Source organism: Stenotrophomonas maltophilia (genome assembly GCF_006970445.1).
Lineage (GTDB): Bacteria > Pseudomonadota > Gammaproteobacteria > Xanthomonadales > Xanthomonadaceae > Stenotrophomonas > Stenotrophomonas maltophilia_AU.
In genome coordinates, this window is record NZ_CP033877.1 from 2,985,288 (window position 1) to 3,003,738 (window position 18,451).

The window sequence follows — 18,451 nt, forward strand, 5'->3', positions numbered from 1 at the left end:
GCATGACCGAATTCATCCCGCCCGGCACCCGCTTCCACGCCCTGCCCTCGCCCTTCCCGTTCAAGCGCGGTGGCGCCCTGCATGGCGCACGGGTGGCCTACGAGACCTGGGGAACGCTGGCGGCTGACGCCAGCAATGCGATCCTGATCGTGACCGGCCTGTCGCCGGATGCGCATGCGGCGGCCAACGAGGCCAATCCGGCACCGGGCTGGTGGGAAGCGATGGTTGGCCCCGGCAAACCCATCGATACCAACCGCTGGTTCGTGGTGTGCGTGAATTCGCTGGGCAGCTGCAAGGGCTCGACCGGCCCCGCTTCGCTCAACCCCGCCAGCGGTGAGCCCTACCGCCTGGACTTCCCCGAGCTGTCGATCGAAGACGGCGCTCGCGCCGCGATCGAAGTCGTGCGTGCGCTGGGCATCGGGCAGCTGGCCTGCGTGGTCGGCAATTCCATGGGCGGCATGACCGCGCTGGCCGTCCTGATGCTGCACCCGGGCATTGCGCGCAGCCACGTCAACATTTCCGGCAGTGCGCAGGCGCTGCCATTCTCGATCGCGATCCGCTCGCTGCAGCGCGAGGCCATCCGTCTCGACCCGCGCTGGAATGGCGGCCACTACGACGATGCCGAGTACCCTGAGTCCGGCATGCGCATGGCGCGCAAGCTGGGCGTGATCACCTATCGCTCGGCCCTGGAGTGGGATGGCCGCTTCGGCCGCGTGCGGCTGGATTCGGACCAGGCCGACGACGATCCGTTCGGCCTCGAATTCCAGGTGGAAAGCTACCTGGAAGGCCATGCACGGCGCTTCGTGCGCTTCTTCGATCCCAACTGCTATCTGTACCTGAGCCGCTCGATGGACTGGTTCGACCTGGCCGAGTATGCCGACGGCGACGTGCTGGCCGGGCTGGCGAAGATCCGGGTGGAGAAGGCGCTGGCGATCGGCGCCAACACCGACATCCTGTTCCCCGTGCAGCAACAGCAACAGGTCGCCGACGGCCTGCGTGCCGGCGGTGCCGATGCGCACTTCATCGGCCTGGAATCGCCGCAGGGCCATGATGCCTTCCTCGTCGATTTCGAGCGTTTCGGCCCGGCCGTGCGCGGCTTCCTCGACACGCTGTAAGTGGCCTGGCGGCGTAACCTCGCACTGGCCGCGTTCGGCGCGTTGATCGCGCTGATGATCAGCGGCATGCTGCCGCTGTGGCTGGGCGGCTGGTGCCTGCTGGCCAGTGCGGTGTCGTTCGGCCTGTACGGCCATGACAAGCGCGCGGCGCAGCGCAAACAATGGCGGATTCCCGAGCGAACCCTGCAGCTGCTGGCCTTTGCCGGTGGTTGGCCGGGTGCACTTCTCGGCCAGGCGCTGTTCCGCCACAAGCACCGCAAGGCCGCATTCCAGTGGGTGTTCTGGCTGTGCGTGCTGGCCAACGTGGCCTCGATCGCGGTGATGCTGCGCGAGTTCTCACGGTAACCACCCGCTGAGGTAGTGCCGGCCGCTGGCCGGCAACGCCATGATGTTCGACGCGGATGCGTGGTTGCCGGCCAGCGGCCGGCACTACCATTCACGCTTCGCGCACCAGAACCCCATCGCGCAACCGGTACTGCGCATCAACCACGCCTTCGGGCAGGTCGTCGTGGGTGATCATCAACAGGCTGCGCCCGTCCAGCAACCCGGAAAGGTCCTGCAACAGCGCGCGTGCGGTATCCACGTCGAGGCCTTCGGTTGGTTCGTCCAGCAACAGGATCGGCGCATTGCGCAGCAGTGCACGGGCCAGCGCCAACCGCCGCGCCTGGCCGGCCGACATCGTCGCGCCGTTCTCGCCCACCCAGGCCTGCAGGCCGCCGTTGCGCTCGGCCCATTCGCCCAGGCGCACGCGGCGCAGCACCGCCCACAAGGCGGCGTCGCTGGCATCGGGATCACCCAACCGCAGGTTTTCCGCCACGCTGCCGGCAAACACCGGCGCGTTCTGTGGCAGCCACGCCAGCTGCCGGTGCCACTCGGCCTGGGCGAAATCACGCAGGTCGCGGCCACCATATGTCAGCCGTCCCTGCTGCGGATCCCATAACCGCAGCAGCAGGCTGGACAGGGTGGTCTTGCCACTGCCGCTGTCGCCGCGGATGGCGATGCGCTCGCCCGGCGCGAGGGTCAACTGCAAGCCGGACAACACCGGCCGCGCGGCACCCGGCCACTGGAAATGCACGTCATCCCAGTGAACGCGCGCGGCCTGCGGCACCGGCTGCGGCACCTGCGGATCGTCCACCGTCGGCGGTTGCTCGACGATCGCCTGCAACCGATCGGCGGCGATACGCCCGGACTGCAGCGACTGCCAGGCCAGGCCCATGCCGGCCCACAGCTCGATCAACGCCACGGTCAGGAACACCAACCCTGCGGCCATTTCCGGCGCAATGCGTTGCTGCTGGGCCGCGTGCAGGGCCAATGCCAGCATCGCCACCAGGCCCAGCCCGGCCACCAAGCCGTGCAGGGTCGAGGCCGCGATCAGGCGCCAGCGACGGCGGCGGTCGCGGGAGGCCAGCTGCTTGGCTGCCACGCGTACTTTCAACTGCCACGCCGCATCGGCATGCAGCGCGGCCAGATCACCCGCCCCTTCCAGCCCTTCAAAGGCCGCGGTACGCAAAGCGGCGCGATGCGCGGCACGGTCCGCCTCTTCATCGTCGTGGCCACGCACGCCCAGCCACGGCACGCCGAAAGCGATCAGCAACGCGAGCACCGCCAGCAGCACCGCCGCCGCCGGCAGGATCAACGCCGCCGATACAACTGCAACCAGCGACAGCGCGCCCAACGCCACCAGCGGCCCGATCGCGCGCACCAGCAGGCCATCCACTTCGCCGATGTCCCCCAGCAGCCGCGCCAGCAGCTCGCCGGTACGCGTAGCCCCCAACCGTGCCGGAGCAAGTGGCAGCGCGCGGCGGAAGAACCACACGCGCAGATCGCGGGCGATGCGCAGAGTGGCATCGTGACCGACCAGCTTTTCGAAATAGCGCGACACGATGCGCGCCATGGTCAAGCCACGTATACCCGCCGATGGCGAGAAGAAATTGAAACCCTGCGCCAACCCCGCCGCACCAGCCAGCGCGGCAGCGGTGAGGAAACCACCGGACAGGCCCAGCAATGCGGTGCCGGCCAGCATCGTGGTCCACAGCAGCAGCACGGTCAGCAACAGGCGCGGACGATGGCGCAGGAATACCGCGCGCAGCGAATCGGGCGAACGGTTCATGCGCGCACCGCCTGTGCCGGTTCCACCAAGCGGCCTTCCGGCAACAGCAGGCAGCGGTCGGCCCACGCGATCACCGCCGGGCTGTGGGTGGCAACCACCACGCTGCGGCCGCGTGCATAGGCGGCCAGGCTGCGCAGCAACGCCGCTTCGGTATCGGCATCGAGGAACGCGGTGGGTTCATCCAGCAGCAGTACCTGCGGGTCGCGCAGCAGCAGGCGGGCCAGGCCGATGCGCCGTGCTTCACCACCGGACAGGCCGAAACCACGCTCGCCGATCACGGTATCCAGTCCCTGCGGCAGGCGTTGCGCGAACTGCAGTACCTGCGAGGCCTCGGCGACCGCGCGCAGGCGCGCATCGCTGGCACCGGGATCAGCCAGCCGCAGGTTGTCGGCGATGCTGCCGTGGAACAGGTACGGCCGCTGGCTGGCGTACGCCACCTGCACGCCGGGCCGCAGCTGCAGCTTGCCGGCACGCGGCGGCAACCACCCCGCCAGCGCTTCCAGCAACGTGCTCTTGCCGGACCCGCTGGGACCGACCAGGGCCAGGCGCTGGCCCGGTTCCAGCAACACGTCCAGATCCTGCAGCACATCATGTGGCGCACCCAGCGGGCGCAGCACCAGACCCTGCGCCTGCAGCGGCGGCAGGGCAGCCTCGGCCGGTTCCACCGCCAGCGGAGCAACCTCGCTTTCGATCAAGCCCTGCTCCCCGGGCAGCGACTGCAGCAGGCGCTCTACTTCGGCGGCCGCGGCCAGTGCATTGGCGCGGTCGTGGTAGTGCGCGGCCAGCCGCCGCAGTGGCGCGTAGAATTCCGGCGCCAGCAGCAGGCAGAACAGGCCGGCGCCCAGCGTCGGCACCGCTGCATGCAGCGACATCAGGCCCAGATAGCTCAGGCCGAGGTACAGCGCGACCATCGCCACGCTCACCGAGGCGAAGAATTCCAGCACCGTGGACGACAGGAAGGCGATCCGCAGCACCTTCATCGTGCGCACGCGCACGCCTTCAGCGGCGGCCTCGATCCCTTCCAGTTCGGCCTCGCCGCGGCCATACAGGCGCAACAGGCCCAGGCCCTTGATGCGGTCGGCGAAGTGTCCGCTCATCCGCGCCAGCTCGCCCAACTGCGCGCGGCCGGCGGCTTCGGCGCCCCAGCCCACCAGCATCATGAAGAACGGCACCAGCGGTGCGGTGAACAGCAGGATCAACGCCACCACCCAGTCGACCCAGGCGACCGCGGCCAGGATCAGCAGTGGCACCACCACCACTTCGGTGCGCACCGGCAGGAAGCCGCTGTAATAGCTTTCGATCGCATCGCCGTGATGCAGCATCAGTTCGCCCAGCTCGCCGGTGCGTCGCTGGCGCAGCCACAGCGGCCCATGGCCAAGCAGGCGCGCGAACACGCGTTCACGCAGGGCCAACCGCGCGGCATCGGCCACATCGCCGGCAGCCGCCTGGGTGGCGCTGCCCAGCAGCGTGCGCAGCACCAGGATCACGGCCAGTCCAGCGAGCACCGGCAGGCCTGCGGCCAGCGGCGCGCGCTCCACCAGCACCGTCTGCACCAGCCAGGCAATGGCCGCTGCCTGGCCGATCAGCAGTGCACCAGACAGGCTGATGCACAGCGCCGCCAGCCGCTGGCGACCTCGAGCGGACCGCGCAAGATCGGCCAGCCAGGCAGTGCGGGCGCGCCGCTGGCGGGTCGTTTCGGCGTCCGGGGATTGGCCGTCAGGGGTCGTTTCGGCAGCGCTCAAGGGGTCTTCACAGGCAACGGGGGAGACACGGCATTGTAGGCGCAGGCAATAGCCGGCCTCTGCGGCCAGCGGTCGCAGTCTTCATCAGGTTGGCATACGATCAACCGGGGCACCTGTTCATACATTGATCTGGATCAAGGCTGTTTGAAGTAGTCGGTCACATCATTCACGTCGTAGACCACCCTTCCCGCCACCTGCAACGGCACTATCCAACGAGGTAGCCAGGCCATGATTGATCAGACAGTCGTAGAACTGTCGCGGCTGCAATTCGCTCTGACCGCGATGTACCACTTCCTATTCGTCCCGCTCACGCTTGGCCTGTCCTTCATGGTGGCCATCATGGAGAGCGTGTACGTCATGACCCGCAAGCAGGTCTGGCGGCAGATGACCCTCTTCTGGGGCACCCTGTTCGGCATCAACTTCGCCATCGGCGTGGCCACCGGCCTGGTGATGGAATTCCAGTTCGGCATGAACTGGTCGTACTACAGCCACTACGTGGGTGACATCTTCGGTGCGCCGCTGGCGATCGAAGGCCTGATGGCGTTCTTCCTGGAAGCGACCTTCATCGGCCTGTTCTTCTTCGGCTGGAAGCGCCTGAGCCCGGTCAAGCACCTCACCGTCACCTGGCTGATGGCGCTGGGCACCAACCTGTCGGCGGTGTGGATCCTGATCGCCAACGGCTGGATGCAGAACCCGACCGGTGCAGTGTTCAACCCGGAAACGATGCGCATGGAAGTGGTCGACTTCGCTGCGGTTCTGCTGAACCCGGTGGCGCAGGCCAAGTTCGTGCATACCGTCAGCGCCGGCTACGTGACCGGTGCGATCTTCGTGATGTCGATCAGCGCCCTGTACCTGCTGCGCAACAAGCATCGGGACATGGCCCGCCGCTCGTTCGCAGTGGCTGCCGCCTTCGGCCTGTTGTCGTCGCTGTCGGTGGTGGTGCTGGGTGACGAGAGCGGTTACGCCGCCAGCGAACACCAGAAGATGAAGCTGGCCGCGATCGAAGCGATGTGGGAAACCGAGCGTGCGCCGGCCGACTTCACCGCCTTCGGCATTCCCAACCAGGCCACCCACCAGAACGACTACGCGGTGAAGATCCCGTACCTGATGGGCCTGATCGCCACCCGTTCGCTGGACCAGCCGATCCCGGGCATCCTGGAACTGGTGGAACGTGCCGAGCACCGCATCCGCGGTGGCCAGATCGCCTACGGCGCACTGGAACGCGTGAAGAAGGACCGCAACGACCTCGAAGCACGCGAGATGTTCGACCGCCACTGGCAGGATCTCGGCCATGGCCTGCTGCTGAAGCGCTACCGCGAAGACATCCTCAACGCGACGCCGGAGGAAATCTCCAAGGCTGCGATGGATACCGTGCCGCGCGTGGCCCCGCTGTTCTGGACCTTCCGCATCATGGCCGGCCTGGGCTTCTACCTGATCGCCTTCTTCGCGCTGGCGTTCTACTTCTCGTGCCGCAACAACTTCCAGGACAAGCGCTGGTTCCTCAAGCTGGCCGTGTGGTCGCTGCCGGCACCGTGGATCGCGATCGAATGCGGCTGGTTCGTCGCCGAGTACGGCCGCCAGCCGTGGGCGGTGGATGGCGTGCTGCCCACCTTCTATGCGGCTTCGGGACTGGCACTGCATGAAATCCTGACCACGCTGGCCGTGTTCACCGGTTTGTACACGGTGCTGCTGGTCATCGAGATCAAGCTGATGCTGAAGGCAGTCCGCAAGGGCCCGGATGACATCCTGCCCTCGCTGCAGGCTGACATCCGCCCAGTTTCCCCCACTGCCGTTGCCCCCGGCCAGGCCTGAGGCAGGAGAATCCAGATGGAATTCATTGCACTTGATTACACCACGCTCCGCGTGATCTGGTGGCTGCTGCTCGGCATCCTGCTGATCGGCTGGGCCGTGATGGATGGTTTCGATCTTGGTGTCGGCACGCTGCTGCCGTTCGTGGCCAAGACCGATGAAGAACGCCGGCTGGTGATCAACACCGTCGGCCCGGTGTGGGAAGGCAACCAGGTCTGGCTGGTGCTGGGTGGCGGCGCGATCTTCGCCGCATGGCCGCCGCTGTATGCGGTCAGCTTCTCCGGCTTCTACCTGGCGGTGTTTGCGATGCTGTTCGGGCTGATCCTGCGCCCGGTCGGCTTCAAGTACCGCAGCAAGCTGCCGTCCAAGCGCTGGCGCGACAACTGGGACCGCGTGCTGTTCATCGGCGGCCTGCTGCCGGGCCTGATCGCCGGCGTCGCCGTCGGCAACGTGCTGCTGGGTGTGCCATTCCACTTCGATGACACCCTGCGCGTGACCTACACCGGTTCGTTCTTCGGCCTGCTCACGCCGTTCGCGCTCATCGCCGGCCTGATCAGCGTGGCCATGCTGGTATCGCATGGTGCGGCCATGCTGGTGATCAAGACCGACGGCCCGGTGGCCGAGCGTGCCGCGCGTTATGGCAGTGTCGCGGCCATCATCAGCTTCGTGCTGTTCGCCGTCGCCGGCGCCTGGGTGGCCTTCGGCCTGCCGGGTTATCAGATCACCTCGCAGGTGGTCACCGATGGCCCGACCAATCCGCTGCTGAAGACCGCCGAGCTGGGTACGGCGGCCGGTGGCTGGCTGCGCAACTACAGCACCATGCCGGCGACCCTGGTGTTCCCGGTGCTGGGCCTGCTGGGCGCACTGGCCAGCGCGGTGCTGCTGCGCGCACGTCGTGGTGGCCTGGCCTTCATCGCCTCGGGCGCGTCGATTGCCGGCATCATCCTGACCGTCGGCTTCGCCATCTTCCCGTTCCTGCTGCCGTCCTCCAGCCAGCCCACCTCCAGCCTGACCGTCTGGGACAGCTCGTCCAGCCATCTGACGCTGTGGGTCATGCTGCTGGCCACGGCCATCTTCCTGCCGATCATCATCGCCTACACCACCTGGGTGTACCGCGTGCTGAAGGGCAAGACGACGGTCGAGGAAATGGGCGACAACCCCAACGCTTACTGATTGCCGGTGTGCTGGCCCACGGCCGGCACACCCCCTGGACATAGGAGATTGACCATGTGGTATTTCGCCTGGATTCTCGGTGCCGGACTGGCCTCGGTCGTGGCCATCCTCAACGGGATGTGGTTCGAAGCGCGCGAAAGCGCCCGCACCGACAACAACGTGCATTGAAACTGTAAAAAAGGGTTGCCGACAGGGCCTTCACACGGTATCTTAGGCGGCTCCTTCGGGGTGTAGCTCAGTCTGGTAGAGCGCTACGTTCGGGACGTAGAGGTCGCAGGTTCGAATCCTGTCTCCCCGACCACTCAAGTGGTCGCATTGAAGCCTGGTGAAGTCGTCCAGGCTTTTTTGTTCCCTGAAGTGGCACTGCTTCGGCAGTGTGAAGAAAACAGCATTCACCCCTTGCCGCCATCGGGGTGAATCGCTAGAATAGGCGGCTCCCTTCGGGGTGTAGCTCAGTCTGGTAGAGCGCTACGTTCGGGACGTAGAGGTCGCAGGTTCGAATCCTGTCTCCCCGACCACTTCGGTGGTCACCAAGAAGCCTGGAAGACATCACTGTCCTCCGGGTTTTTTTGTACCCAGTGCCAGGCCGCCCGCATGACGGGACCTTGCCGGAGCGCACACGTACAATGGCCGCGCTGCCGGCCCACCTGCAGCCACTCCCCCACCTGCCGCTTCGGCGTAGACCGATGCCGGCGCTGCATGCCATCGCCCCGGTGTGCGACACCTGCAAGGACCACCGATGAGTTCCTCCACTTCCGATTCGCCGTCGCTGCTGCACGGGCGCGTGCTGGCTTTCACCGCCATCCTGCTGGCAGCGATCAACCTGCGCACTGCGGTTACCTCGATCACGCCGCTGCTGGATGTACTGGGCCAGCAGTTCGGCTTCGGTACCACCATGACCGGTGTGCTGGGCATGCTGCCGACCGCCTCGTTCGCGCTGTTCGGCGTGGCCACGCCGGCACTGGCGCGCCGCCTGGGCCTGGAACGCACCACGCTGCTGGCGATGGTGATGGCGATGGCCGGCCTGCTGCTGCGTTCCAGCGCCGGCAACGTCGGCACGCTGCTGCTGGGTTCGGTGGTCGCGCTGGCCGGCATGGGCATCGGCAACGTGGTGGTGCCGCCACTGGTGAAGCGCTACTTCGCCAACAAGGTCGGCACCATGAGCACGCTCTATATCAGCGTGCTGCAGCTGGGTACGATGCTGCCGGCGCTGCTGGCGGTGCCGGTGGCCAACGCCGCAGGCTGGCGCGTGTCGCTGGGCATGTGGGCGCTGCTGGCGCTGGCTGCCGCGCTGCCGTGGCTGCTGCTGGCCAGGCGCGCACCGAAGCCGCAGGCCGACGCCACCGATCCCACCGCACAGCCGCACGGCAAGGTCTGGCGCACGACGCTGGGCTGGAGCATGACGCTGATGTTCGGCATGACCTCGTTGATGACCTATTCGATGTTCACCTGGCTGCCGCGCATCGTGGTCGAGGCCGGTGGCACGCCTGCGTTCGGTGGCGTGATGGTGGCGGTGTTCTCGGCGCTGGGCCTGCTGCCGTCACTGGTCATTCCGTCGATGGCGGTACGCATGCAGAACCCGTTCCCGCTGGTGCTGATCGGCTTCTTCTCGTTCGTGATCGCCTTCACCGGCCTGCTGCTGGCCCCCATGAAGGCGCCACTGCTGTGGGCCTGCCTGCTCGGCGTGGGTCCGTCCACCTTCCCGCTGGCACTGACCCTGATCAACCTGCGCACGCGCACCCCGACCGGCTCGGCCGCGCTGTCCGGCTTCATGCAGGGCGTGGGCTACAGCTTCAGCTGCCTGGGCCCGTTCCTGGTCGGCTGGCTGCACACGGTCAGCGACGGCTGGACCCTCCCGTTCAGCTTCCTGTTCGGCTGCGCCACCCTGATGCTGTGCGCCTCGTGGGTGGCCTGCAAACCGCGCAAGCTGGAAGACCTCTGGTAACCGGCCGGGGCCGCCTGCCGGCCTCGACGACCCGCCATCCGTCTTCACGCGTATCTTGACGCCGGACTGACAATTCCGGGCGGATAGTGCCGGTGAATGCCCATCCTTGCCGCGTGCCGGCATCGGGCATGGGGGCGGCATCGCCGCCCGGAACACCACTCGGTGTGCGGGGGACTCTCGTTTCAGACAAGACATTGCAGGTCGCTGTCCTGGTTCCGCCCATCCCTGCTGGATGGGAGTTCGCGAGGGGAGTGACGCAGGCCACGGCCACCCCAAAATCTGGCATGTGATGTGCGTCACATTTTTCAGGTTGTCTGGTTCGGAAGCCAAGGGGGTCCCCAATGGTTGTCCACCGCCGGCTGGCGCTCTGCGTCGGCCTTGCCTGCACCGCCCTGGCCTGGGCCAGCAGCGCTGCCCCGCCCGACCGCGAGGCGGCCCTGACCGAGATCGGCCGCTACCGCGACCAGGCCCGCTGGCTGGATGCCCTGGGCGCGATCGAGCGCGCCAGCCAGCAGCAGCCCAACGACGACCTGCTGTTCAAGCTGCGCGTGCTGACCCTGGGCGACATCGGCAACGCCTGGCGCGCGTGGGAGCTTTACCAGCAGCGCCCGCAACTGTTCGACGATGCCCAGAAGCAGCGACTGGAAGGCGACTACCTGGCCAAGCTGGTGGTCTGGAGCCTGGCCTACAGCAGCAGCGAGGACAGCCGCCTGGCAGAAGCCGAATCGACCCTGGCCCGCATGCAGCGTTACCTCGGCGGCGAAGGCACCCCACCCTCGCAGGCACCACTGCGCATCCGCATGGACCGGCTGATCCTGCTCAACCGGCTGGGCCGCCATGCGCAGGTCCGCGAGGAAGCACGGGCACTGCAGGCCGAAGGCCATGCCCTGCCTGACTATGTGCTGCCCGCAGTGGGCGATTCGTTGATGGGCACCCTGCACCCGGAAGAAGCCATTCCGGTGCTGCAGGCAGCGGTCGCAGGCGACCCGACGCGCGACGCTTCGCATTCGGAACTGGCCTACGCCTACCTGGAAAGCGAGCAGCAGGAAAAGGCGATCGACCTGCTGCAGGCATGGCGCGACAAGGAACCGGCCTGGCGCTGGAGCAACGGCAAATCACCGTACGCGAACTGGTCGCGCTACGAGGCCGATCTCAACCTGGCGATGGTGCGCGCCTACAGCGGCGACCTGGGCACCGCGCAGCACGACCTGGAGTCGATGGTGGACATCGCACCCGGCAACGGAGGACTGCAGAGTGCGCTGGGCAGCGTCTACATGATGCGCGGCTGGCCACGCATGGCACTGCAGCGACAGCAGATGGCACACGCGCTGGACCCGCGTGACATCGAACCGCGGCTGGGCATGGAAGAGGCCTACGTCGCCCTGCAGCGCGATGATCTGGCGCGGCCGCTGCACGATGATCTGATCGCGCGCTACCCCACCCAACCGGCAGTCGAACGCATGGACCAGGCCTGGCGCGCGCATCGCGGCTGGCAGCTGAAGGCATGGACCGACATCGGCCGCAGCTCCGGGGGCGGTGGTACCTCGCCGCTGGGCAACAACGATCGCCACTACGGCGTGGAAGTGGAGACACCGATCCTCGACGACCGCTGGCGGTTGTTCGCCTTCGCCGACCGGCGCTCGACCGACTTCCAGGACCAGCGCATCGATCCGCTGTGGCTCGGTGCGGGCGTGCGTTACCGCTTCGGGCAGCTGGATGCAGAAGCAGCGGTGCTGCGCGCCAACGACCACATCGGCGATACCGGGCTGCGTGCCGGCGTCGGCTGGCAGTTCAACGATTACTGGCATGCCGGCGTGGTGGCCGTGCGCAATGATCCGGAAGCCTCGATGCAGGCGCGCGCGGCCGGCATCACCGCCGACAGCGTGAGCGCACAGGTGGACTACCGGCGCAGCGAGCTCACCCACTGGATGTTCGGCGCCAGCCGCTTCCGCTACGACGATGGCAACCATCGCGAGCTGTTCAGCACCGGCCTTGAACAGCGCCTGCTGACCCGTCCACGCTGGCTGATCGATGGCCTCGCCAGTGCCTACACCAGTCGCGGCAGCCGCGATGATGCGCCCTACTTCAACCCGAAGCGCGACCGCTTGGTCGAGATCGGCCTGCGCATCGACCAGCAGCTGTGGCGACATTACGAGCGCCACTTCCGGCACCGGCTGACCGTTTCGCTGGGCGACTACTGGCAGGATGGCTTCGGCAGTGCACTGGTGCCGTCGGTGTCCTACATGCACGAGTGGCAGCTGGGCCCCGGCCGCGTGTTCGAGTATGGCGTGCGCTGGTCGCGGCCGGTCTACGACGGCCATCGTGAGCGCCATATCGGCTTCGAAGCCGCACTGCGCTGGGGAGACTGACATGGCCCGCATACTGCGACTGATCGTGCTCCTGCTGCTGGCCTGCGTGCCAACGGCGTTCGCGCAGCAGCCCCTGCATCTTGATGCGATCGACAACGGCCTGCTGATCCTCAGCTACCACGACATCCGCGATCAGGTGGCCGCCAAGGGCGATGCCGATACCTATGCGGTGAGCACACAGAACTTCGCCGCGCACCTGGACTGGCTGGGCGCGCATGGGTATCACCCGGTCTCGCTGTCACAGTTGATCGAAGCCTCCCAGGGCCGTTCGACGCTGCCACCGAAACCGGTGCTGCTGACCTTCGACGATGGCCTGCGCAGCGTCTACGACAAGGCCTTCCCGCTGCTTCAGGCCTACCACTACCCGGCCCTGGTGGCGGTAATCACCGACTACGTGGACATGGCACCGGGCCGAACCATCGACTACGGCTACCGTCCGTTCGGCCACGATGACTTCGTCACCTGGGCGCAGCTGAAGCAGATGCATGACAGCGGCCTGATCGAAGTGGCCAGCCACACCGACGACCTGCACCACGGCGTGCCCGCCAACCCACAGGGCAATTCCACGCCTGCCGTGGTCACCCGCATCTACAGCCCGGCCACGCACAGCTACGAGACTGAAGCGCAGTATGAGCAGCGCCTGCGCGCCGATCTCGCGCGCAGCGTGCAGCGCATCGAGCAGCACCTGGGCGTGCGCCCGCGCGCCATCGTCTGGCCATACGCTGCCTACAACCAGTTGAGCAACGACATCGCCGAGCAGCTGGGCATGCCGGTCTCGTTCGACCTGGAAGGCCGCAGCACCCCGGTGGCCAGCGACCTGCACGGGCTGGCGCGGTTGCTGGTGAGCGACAACCCGACGGTGGAAGGCCTGGCCTATGAACTGCGCCGTGACGTGGCGCTCGATGGCATCCGCGCCCTGCAGATCGACCTGGATGATGTGTACGACCCGGATCCGGCACAGCAGGCACGCAACCTCGATGCGCTGGTCGAGCGGGTCAAGCGCATCGCCCCGACCCATGTCTATCTGCAGGCCTTCGCCGACCCGGACGGCAACAACACCGCCGATGCGCTGTATTTCCCGAACCGGCACATGCCGATGCGCGCGGACCTGTTCAGCCGCGTCGCCTGGCAACTGAAATCCCGCGCCGGGGTGAAGGTCTACGCGTGGCTGCCGGTGCTCGGCTTCGAGCTGCCCGACCCGGTGCAGCGCAAGGCGCTGGCGATCCGCAACGGTGATGCCGACGGCATGTACCGGTTGGATTTCACCAACCCGAAGGCCAGGCAGATCATGCTCGACATCTACGAGGACCTGGCGGTCAATTCCTACTTCGAAGGCCTGCTGTTCCATGACGACGGCTACCTGCGCGACACCGAGCTGCCCGCTCTGGCGGCCGGCGAGGAGGGCAGCGCACGTACCCAGGCGCTGATCGACTTCACCCTGGCCCTGCGCGACAGCGCGCAGCGCTGGCGGCCGAAACTGGCAACGGTGCGCAACCTGTATGCCGAGCCGGTACTCCGCCCGCAGAGCGAAGCCTGGTTCGCGCAGCGCCTGGACCTGTTCAACAAGGCCTACGACCAGACCGCGCTGATGGCAATGCCGTGGATGGAAGGCAGCAGGCACCCCGAGCGCTGGCTCGACCAGTTGCTGGCCGCGGTGCGCGCGCACGACCCGCAGCTGCAGCACACGCTGTTCGAGCTGCAGACCGTCGATTGGCGCAAGGGGCAGCCAATTCCCGCCGAGCGCCTGCGCGCGCAGATCCGCCAGTTGCAGGCGCAGGGCGTGCACCACTTCGCCTGGTACCCGGACGACTTCATCGCCGACCAGCCCTCCACCCGCGATGCCCGCGCGGCGATGTCCGCCGGCAACTTCCCGTACCCGGAGAAGTGACATGGACATGCATCCGCTGCTGCAGGTCCTGTTCCAGTTCGCCTTCTACTACCCGATGGTGATGGCGTTCTTCTGGATGTCGGGTGGCCTCTATTACTACTACCGGCGCGAACGCCACTCGCGCCCGCGCAACGATCCTCCATTGATGATCGATCCCCCCTTCGCGAGCCTGCTGGTGCCCTGCCACAACGAGGCAGAGAACCTGGATGACACGCTCACTGCGGCGCTGGCCCAGCGTTACCCCGCCGACTTCGAAGTGATCGCCATCGATGATGGCAGCAGCGATGACACCGGCGCTCGGCTGGATGCGCTGGCGGCAAAGCACCCACGACTGCGCGTGCTGCACCTGGATCGCAACCTGGGCAAGGCCAATGCGCTGCGCATGGGCGCGTTGGCCGCACGCTCGGAGTACCTGGTGTGCATCGACGGCGATGCAATGCTGGAAGAACATGCGCTGCACTGGATGGTCTGGCACCTGGTCAGCGGCAACCGGGTCGGTGCGGTCACCGGCAACCCACGCATCCGCAACCGCTCCACCCTGCTCGGCCGCCTGCAGGTGGCCGAGTTTTCCTCGATCATCGGCATGATCAAGCGCGCGCAGCGGGTATACGGGCGCATCTTCACCATCTCCGGGGTGATCGCCGGCTTCCGCCGTACCGCCCTGCACCAGGTTGGCTGGTGGTCGGATGACATGGTGACCGAGGACATCGATATCAGCTGGCGCCTGCAGCGTGCGCACTGGGACATCCGCTACGAACCTAATGCGCTGTGCTTCATCCTGATGCCGGAGACGCTCAAGGGCCTGTGGCGGCAGCGCCTGCGCTGGGCCCAGGGGGGCGTGGAGGTGATGCTGCGCCACGCACGCTCGCTGCTGCACTGGAAAGAGCGGCGCATGTGGGGCGTGCTGCTGGAGTACGTGCTGAGTGTGATCTGGGCCTACACCATGTTGTTCATCGTGCTGCTGTGGGCGCTGGGCAAGTTCATCGAGCTGCCGCCGCAGCTGCATATCGCCAGCCTGCTGCCGGAATGGCATGGCGTAATCCTGGCGATGGTCTGCCTGCTGCAGTTCGCCAGCAGCCTGATCATCGACCGGCGTTATGAAACACAGATTGGACGCAACTACTTCTGGGTCATCTGGTACCCGATGGCGTACTGGCTGATCAGCCTTTCCACCACCCTGGTGGCGCTGCCGAAGACGCTGCTGCGCCGTCGCAGCAAGCGCGCCACCTGGACCAGCCCTGACCGGGGGATCCGATGAACGCGCAACGCCCGTCCAACCGCTTCGACTCGCGGATGATCCGCAAGCCGCACCGCCAGCCGCGCTTCCAGCGTACCGCCTGGGGATTCGTCACCCTGGCGTTCTGGGGCTTCTACTTCTACCTGTGGGCGCCACTGGTGACCCTGCTGTCGTGGCTGATCGGCGGCCAGCTGGCCTGGCGGCAGCTGTACGAACGGCAGAACCAGTTCGACCCGTACGTGCTGGTGGCGCTGCCGCTGATGCTGCTGTGCGCCAGCGTGCTGCTGATCGCCTGGGCCGAGTACAACCGTGCCCGCTTCCGTGGCCGCGAGCGGCGCCTGCCGCGGCCGCTGGCCAGCCTCAACGAAGTGGCCGCCGATCTGGGCGCCAGCACCGGGCTGGCCGAACGCCTGATGGGCTGCAAGGCCGCCACGCTGCACATGGATGATCACGCGCGGCCGGTCGGCATCCGCCGCGAGGTGGTGTAGCCCGACAGGCTGGTAACTGCCGACCTTGGTCGGCGCTTGCTTTGGTAGCTGCCGACCTTGGTCGGCGCTTTGGCCTGGTGGGTGCCGACCTTGGTCGGCACCGGGGTCTACCGCGAAGAGCATCCACGCATGGCGTGGATCAATTCATGTGCGCGTCTGCCCTTCACCGCGCACGACAAATCGTTCGACGGTGAGTGCTTCCAGGCCCATCGGGCCATACGCATGCAGGCGCGTGGTGGAAATGCCGATCTCGCTGCCCAGGCCCAGCTGGCCACCATCGGAGAAGCGCGATGAGGCATTGACCATCACTACCGCCGAGCGCAGCGCAGTGACGAAGCGCTCGGCATGGCCAGCATCTTCGGTCGTGATCACTTCGGTGTGGTCGGAGGTATAGCGGCGGATGTGCGCGATGGCCGCATCGAGATCGTCGACCACGCGCACGGCCAGCACCAGGTCGAGGAACTCGGCAGCGTAATCCTCCTCGGTCGCCGCCGTGCTGCCCGGCAGCAGCGCCTGCGCCTGCGCATCGGCGCGCAACTGCACGCCGCGCTCGCCGAGCGCCTGCGCCACGCGAGGCAGGAACGCTTCGGCCACGTCGCGGTGCACCAGTAACGTCTCCAGCGAATTGCAGGCCGCCGGCCGGCTGCACTTGCCATCCACCAGCAGGTCGATGGCTTTGCCGAGGTCGGCACTGGCATCCACGAACAGGTGGCAGACCCCCTTGTAGTGCTTGATCACCGGCACCCGCGCGTGTTCGGCGACGAAGCGGATCAGGCCTTCGCCGCCACGCGGAATGGCCAGGTCGATCAGCTCATGCAGCTGCAGCAGTTCCAGCATCGCTTCGCGGCGCAGGTCGGTCAGCACGGTCACCGCCGCCGGTGGCACGCCATTGGCCTTGAGTGCCCCGGCCAGCGCCTGAGCGATGGCGGTGTTGGAATGGATCGCTTCGGAACCACCGCGCAGGATCACGCCATTGCCCGCCTTCAGGCACAATGCGGCGGCTTCGGCGGTCACGTTCGGGCGTGCCTCGTAGATCATCGCGATCACGCCCAGCGGCACGCGTACCTTCTGCACCCGGATCCCGTTTGGACGCACATCGTCGCGGGTGATCTGGCCGACCGGATCGGGCAGCGCGGCGACCTCACGCACGGCTTCGGCCATCGCGAACAGGCGTGCCGGGTCCAGCGCCAGTCGGTCGAGCATGGCACTGCCAACGCCCTTGTCACGCGCGGCAGCAAGGTCACGCGCATTGCCGGCCAGGATCAGCCCGGCATTCACTTCCAGTGCCTGGGCCATTGCCAGCAGCAGCGTGCGGCGCGCCGCACCGTCGAGGCCGGCAACGATCTGGGCCGCGTCACGGCAGGCACGCGCCTGCACTTCGATTTCGCTCATCGGGGAGTCCTTCAAACCGGTCATGGCAACACCAGATCGTCGCGATGGACGACACTGCCACCGTAGTTGTAGCCCAGCACGGCCTCGATGTCGCGCGAATGGCGCCCGGCGATCCGGCGCACATCATCTGAAGCGTACTGGCTGACGCCGCGCGCCACGCAGACACGGCCCTGTGGCGCGTTCCAGCACACCTGCACCATGTCGCCACGGCGGAACACGCCCTCCGCACCGGTGATGCCACCGGGCAGCAGCGAGGCGCCCTTCTCACGCATGGCCTGCGCCGCGCCGGCATCGATCACGATCGCACCCTCGACCAGCGGTGCGTGCCGCAGCCAGTGCTTGCGGGCCGCCTCACGACTGCGCGCGGCGTGGATACGGGTACCGAACAGGCGGTCCTGGGCCAGCGCGCGCACCACGTCACCGCTGCGGCCATTGAACAGATAGGTTTCGATGCCGAGGCGACCGGCCTTCGCCGCCGCTTCCAGCTTGGTGCGCATGCCGCCGGTACCGGCGCGCGAGCCGGCGCCACCGGCCATCGCCAGCACCTCGTCACTCAGTTCCGGCACGTCGTGCAACGGCCGCGCATCGGCCGCGGTGCGCGGGTCGGCGCTGTACAGGCCGTCGATATCGGTGGCGATGAACAGTGCATCGGCATCGACCAGCGCCGCCACGGTGGCGGCCAGGTTGTCGTTGTCGCCAAGCTTGAGCTCGTCCACCGACACGGTGTCGTTCTCGTTGACCACCGGCAACGCCCCCAGGCGCAGCAGTTCGTTCAGCGTGGCGCGTGCGTTGAGGTAGCGGCGGCGGTTGCGCAGGTCGTCGTGGGTCAGCAGCACCTGCGCCACCGGGCGCTCGAAGAAGCGTTGCCAGAGCCCGATCAGCTGGGCCTGGCCGAGCGCGGCCAGCGCCTGCCGCGCCGCCATCGCCGCGCCGGGCTCGTCGGCCCGCGGCAGGATCGCGCGCCCGGCAGCGACCGCGCCGGACGACACGATCACCACCTCTCGCCCGGCCAGCACATTGGCCGAGACGAACTGTGCCAGGCCCAGCGCGTGACGTGGCGACAAGCCGCCGCCATCGGCGGCCAGCAGGCTGCTGCCGACCTTCAGCACCGCGCGCCGCCATGGCGGCAGCGCCTGTTCCAGGAACGGCGAGGCGACGGTGGCGGCGTGCTGGGTCATCGGTC

Annotated in this window: 14 protein-coding genes and 2 tRNA genes; 12 read left to right on the top strand and 4 right to left on the bottom strand. The window is 67.2% G+C overall.

Features of this window, described 5'->3' with window-relative positions:
- Positions 1 to 2: 2 nt before the first annotated feature.
- Together metX and EGM71_RS13790 are read left to right on the top strand one after the other, a co-directional pair.
- Complete coding sequence (metX, locus tag EGM71_RS13785; RefSeq protein WP_188485370.1) at positions 3 to 1,115, top strand: homoserine O-acetyltransferase MetX; 1,113 nt, start codon at positions 3 to 5, stop codon at positions 1,113 to 1,115.
- Positions 1,116 to 1,460: a DUF1294 domain-containing protein gene (locus tag EGM71_RS13790; protein ID WP_188485371.1), complete on the top strand. Its 345-nt coding sequence runs from the start codon at positions 1,116 to 1,118 to the stop codon at positions 1,458 to 1,460.
- A gap of 91 nt (positions 1,461 to 1,551) precedes the next feature.
- On the opposite strand, the gene cydC is transcribed toward EGM71_RS13790, so the two are convergent.
- Both cydC and cydD read right to left on the bottom strand, forming a co-directional pair.
- Positions 1,552 to 3,225, bottom strand: a complete 1,674-nt coding sequence (cydC, locus tag EGM71_RS13795) for a thiol reductant ABC exporter subunit CydC (RefSeq protein ID WP_188485372.1) — start codon at positions 3,223 to 3,225, stop codon at positions 1,552 to 1,554.
- The gene (cydD, locus tag EGM71_RS13800) at positions 3,222 to 4,967 is read right to left on the bottom strand and encodes a thiol reductant ABC exporter subunit CydD (protein WP_188485373.1); all 1,746 of its coding nucleotides are present in this window, start codon (positions 4,965 to 4,967) and stop codon (positions 3,222 to 3,224) included. The genes cydC and cydD overlap by 4 nt, the downstream gene beginning before the upstream one ends.
- A gap of 228 nt (positions 4,968 to 5,195) precedes the next feature.
- On the opposite strand from cydD, the gene EGM71_RS13805 reads away from it, so the two are divergent.
- The 10 genes from EGM71_RS13805 to pgaD all read left to right on the top strand — a co-directional run bounded on the left by EGM71_RS13805 (position 5,196) and on the right by pgaD (position 15,876).
- Positions 5,196 to 6,779 (top strand): cytochrome ubiquinol oxidase subunit I, encoded by a 1,584-nt coding sequence (locus EGM71_RS13805; RefSeq protein ID WP_188485374.1) that lies wholly within the window; start codon positions 5,196 to 5,198, stop codon positions 6,777 to 6,779.
- Positions 6,780 to 6,794: 15 nt separating this feature from the next.
- Positions 6,795 to 7,949, top strand: coding sequence for a cytochrome d ubiquinol oxidase subunit II (gene cydB, locus EGM71_RS13810; RefSeq protein WP_188485375.1), 1,155 nt, complete (start codon positions 6,795 to 6,797; stop codon positions 7,947 to 7,949).
- A 54-nt stretch (positions 7,950 to 8,003) separates the two neighbouring features.
- On the top strand, positions 8,004 to 8,117 hold the full coding sequence (cydX, locus tag EGM71_RS13815; protein ID WP_188485376.1) for a cytochrome bd-I oxidase subunit CydX: 114 nt from the start codon (positions 8,004 to 8,006) through the stop codon (positions 8,115 to 8,117).
- A gap of 56 nt (positions 8,118 to 8,173) precedes the next feature.
- Positions 8,174 to 8,250 (top strand) — tRNA-Pro (locus tag EGM71_RS13820).
- Positions 8,251 to 8,390: 140 nt separating this feature from the next.
- Positions 8,391 to 8,467: transfer RNA gene (locus tag EGM71_RS13825), tRNA-Pro, on the top strand.
- Positions 8,468 to 8,688: 221 nt separating this feature from the next.
- Positions 8,689 to 9,894, top strand: a complete 1,206-nt coding sequence (locus EGM71_RS13830; protein ID WP_188485377.1) for a CynX/NimT family MFS transporter — start codon at positions 8,689 to 8,691, stop codon at positions 9,892 to 9,894.
- 341 nt (positions 9,895 to 10,235) lie between these two features.
- Positions 10,236 to 12,263 carry a poly-beta-1,6 N-acetyl-D-glucosamine export porin PgaA gene (gene pgaA, locus EGM71_RS13835; protein WP_188485378.1) on the top strand — a complete coding sequence of 676 codons (2,028 nt, stop codon included), beginning with the start codon at positions 10,236 to 10,238 and terminating at the stop codon, positions 12,261 to 12,263.
- A 1-nt stretch (position 12,264) separates the two neighbouring features.
- Positions 12,265 to 14,151 (top strand): poly-beta-1,6-N-acetyl-D-glucosamine N-deacetylase PgaB, encoded by a 1,887-nt coding sequence (gene pgaB, locus EGM71_RS13840; protein WP_188485379.1) that lies wholly within the window; start codon positions 12,265 to 12,267, stop codon positions 14,149 to 14,151.
- Between the two features lies 1 nt (position 14,152).
- Entirely contained in the window at positions 14,153 to 15,409 is a 1,257-nt protein-coding gene (pgaC, locus tag EGM71_RS13845) for a poly-beta-1,6-N-acetyl-D-glucosamine synthase (RefSeq protein ID WP_188485380.1), read from the top strand.
- Positions 15,406 to 15,876, top strand: coding sequence for a poly-beta-1,6-N-acetyl-D-glucosamine biosynthesis protein PgaD (gene pgaD, locus EGM71_RS13850; protein ID WP_188485381.1), 471 nt, complete (start codon positions 15,406 to 15,408; stop codon positions 15,874 to 15,876). The genes pgaC and pgaD overlap by 4 nt, the downstream gene beginning before the upstream one ends.
- 144 nt (positions 15,877 to 16,020) lie before the next feature.
- On the opposite strand, the gene EGM71_RS13855 is transcribed toward pgaD, so the two are convergent.
- Both EGM71_RS13855 and proB read right to left on the bottom strand, forming a co-directional pair.
- Positions 16,021 to 17,292 (bottom strand): glutamate-5-semialdehyde dehydrogenase, encoded by a 1,272-nt coding sequence (locus EGM71_RS13855; protein ID WP_188485382.1) that lies wholly within the window; start codon positions 17,290 to 17,292, stop codon positions 16,021 to 16,023.
- Positions 17,289 to 18,446 carry a glutamate 5-kinase gene (gene proB, locus EGM71_RS13860; protein WP_188485383.1) on the bottom strand — a complete coding sequence of 386 codons (1,158 nt, stop codon included), beginning with the start codon at positions 18,444 to 18,446 and terminating at the stop codon, positions 17,289 to 17,291. Before proB ends, EGM71_RS13855 begins: the two co-directional genes overlap by 4 nt.
- Positions 18,447 to 18,451: the final 5 nt, after the last annotated feature.

Bases quoted from the DNA above. Each gene is read 5' to 3' on its own strand.
- pgaD (WP_188485381.1), top strand. From the start codon at position 15,406: ATGAACGCGCAACGCCCGTCCAACCGCTTCGACTCGCGGATGATCCGC.
- cydX (WP_188485376.1), top strand. From the start codon at position 8,004: ATGTGGTATTTCGCCTGGATTCTCGGTGCCGGACTGGCCTCGGTCGTG.
- cydC (WP_188485372.1), bottom strand. From the start codon at position 3,225: ATGAACCGTTCGCCCGATTCGCTGCGCGCGGTATTCCTGCGCCATCGT.
- EGM71_RS13805 (WP_188485374.1), top strand. From the start codon at position 5,196: ATGATTGATCAGACAGTCGTAGAACTGTCGCGGCTGCAATTCGCTCTG.
- metX (WP_188485370.1), top strand. From the start codon at position 3: ATGACCGAATTCATCCCGCCCGGCACCCGCTTCCACGCCCTGCCCTCG.
- EGM71_RS13855 (WP_188485382.1), bottom strand. From the start codon at position 17,292: ATGACCGGTTTGAAGGACTCCCCGATGAGCGAAATCGAAGTGCAGGCG.
- EGM71_RS13830 (WP_188485377.1), top strand. From the start codon at position 8,689: ATGAGTTCCTCCACTTCCGATTCGCCGTCGCTGCTGCACGGGCGCGTG.
- proB (WP_188485383.1), bottom strand. From the start codon at position 18,446: ATGACCCAGCACGCCGCCACCGTCGCCTCGCCGTTCCTGGAACAGGCG.
- pgaA (WP_188485378.1), top strand. From the start codon at position 10,236: ATGGTTGTCCACCGCCGGCTGGCGCTCTGCGTCGGCCTTGCCTGCACC.
- pgaC (WP_188485380.1), top strand. From the start codon at position 14,153: ATGGACATGCATCCGCTGCTGCAGGTCCTGTTCCAGTTCGCCTTCTAC.
- pgaB (WP_188485379.1), top strand. From the start codon at position 12,265: ATGGCCCGCATACTGCGACTGATCGTGCTCCTGCTGCTGGCCTGCGTG.
- cydB (WP_188485375.1), top strand. From the start codon at position 6,795: ATGGAATTCATTGCACTTGATTACACCACGCTCCGCGTGATCTGGTGG.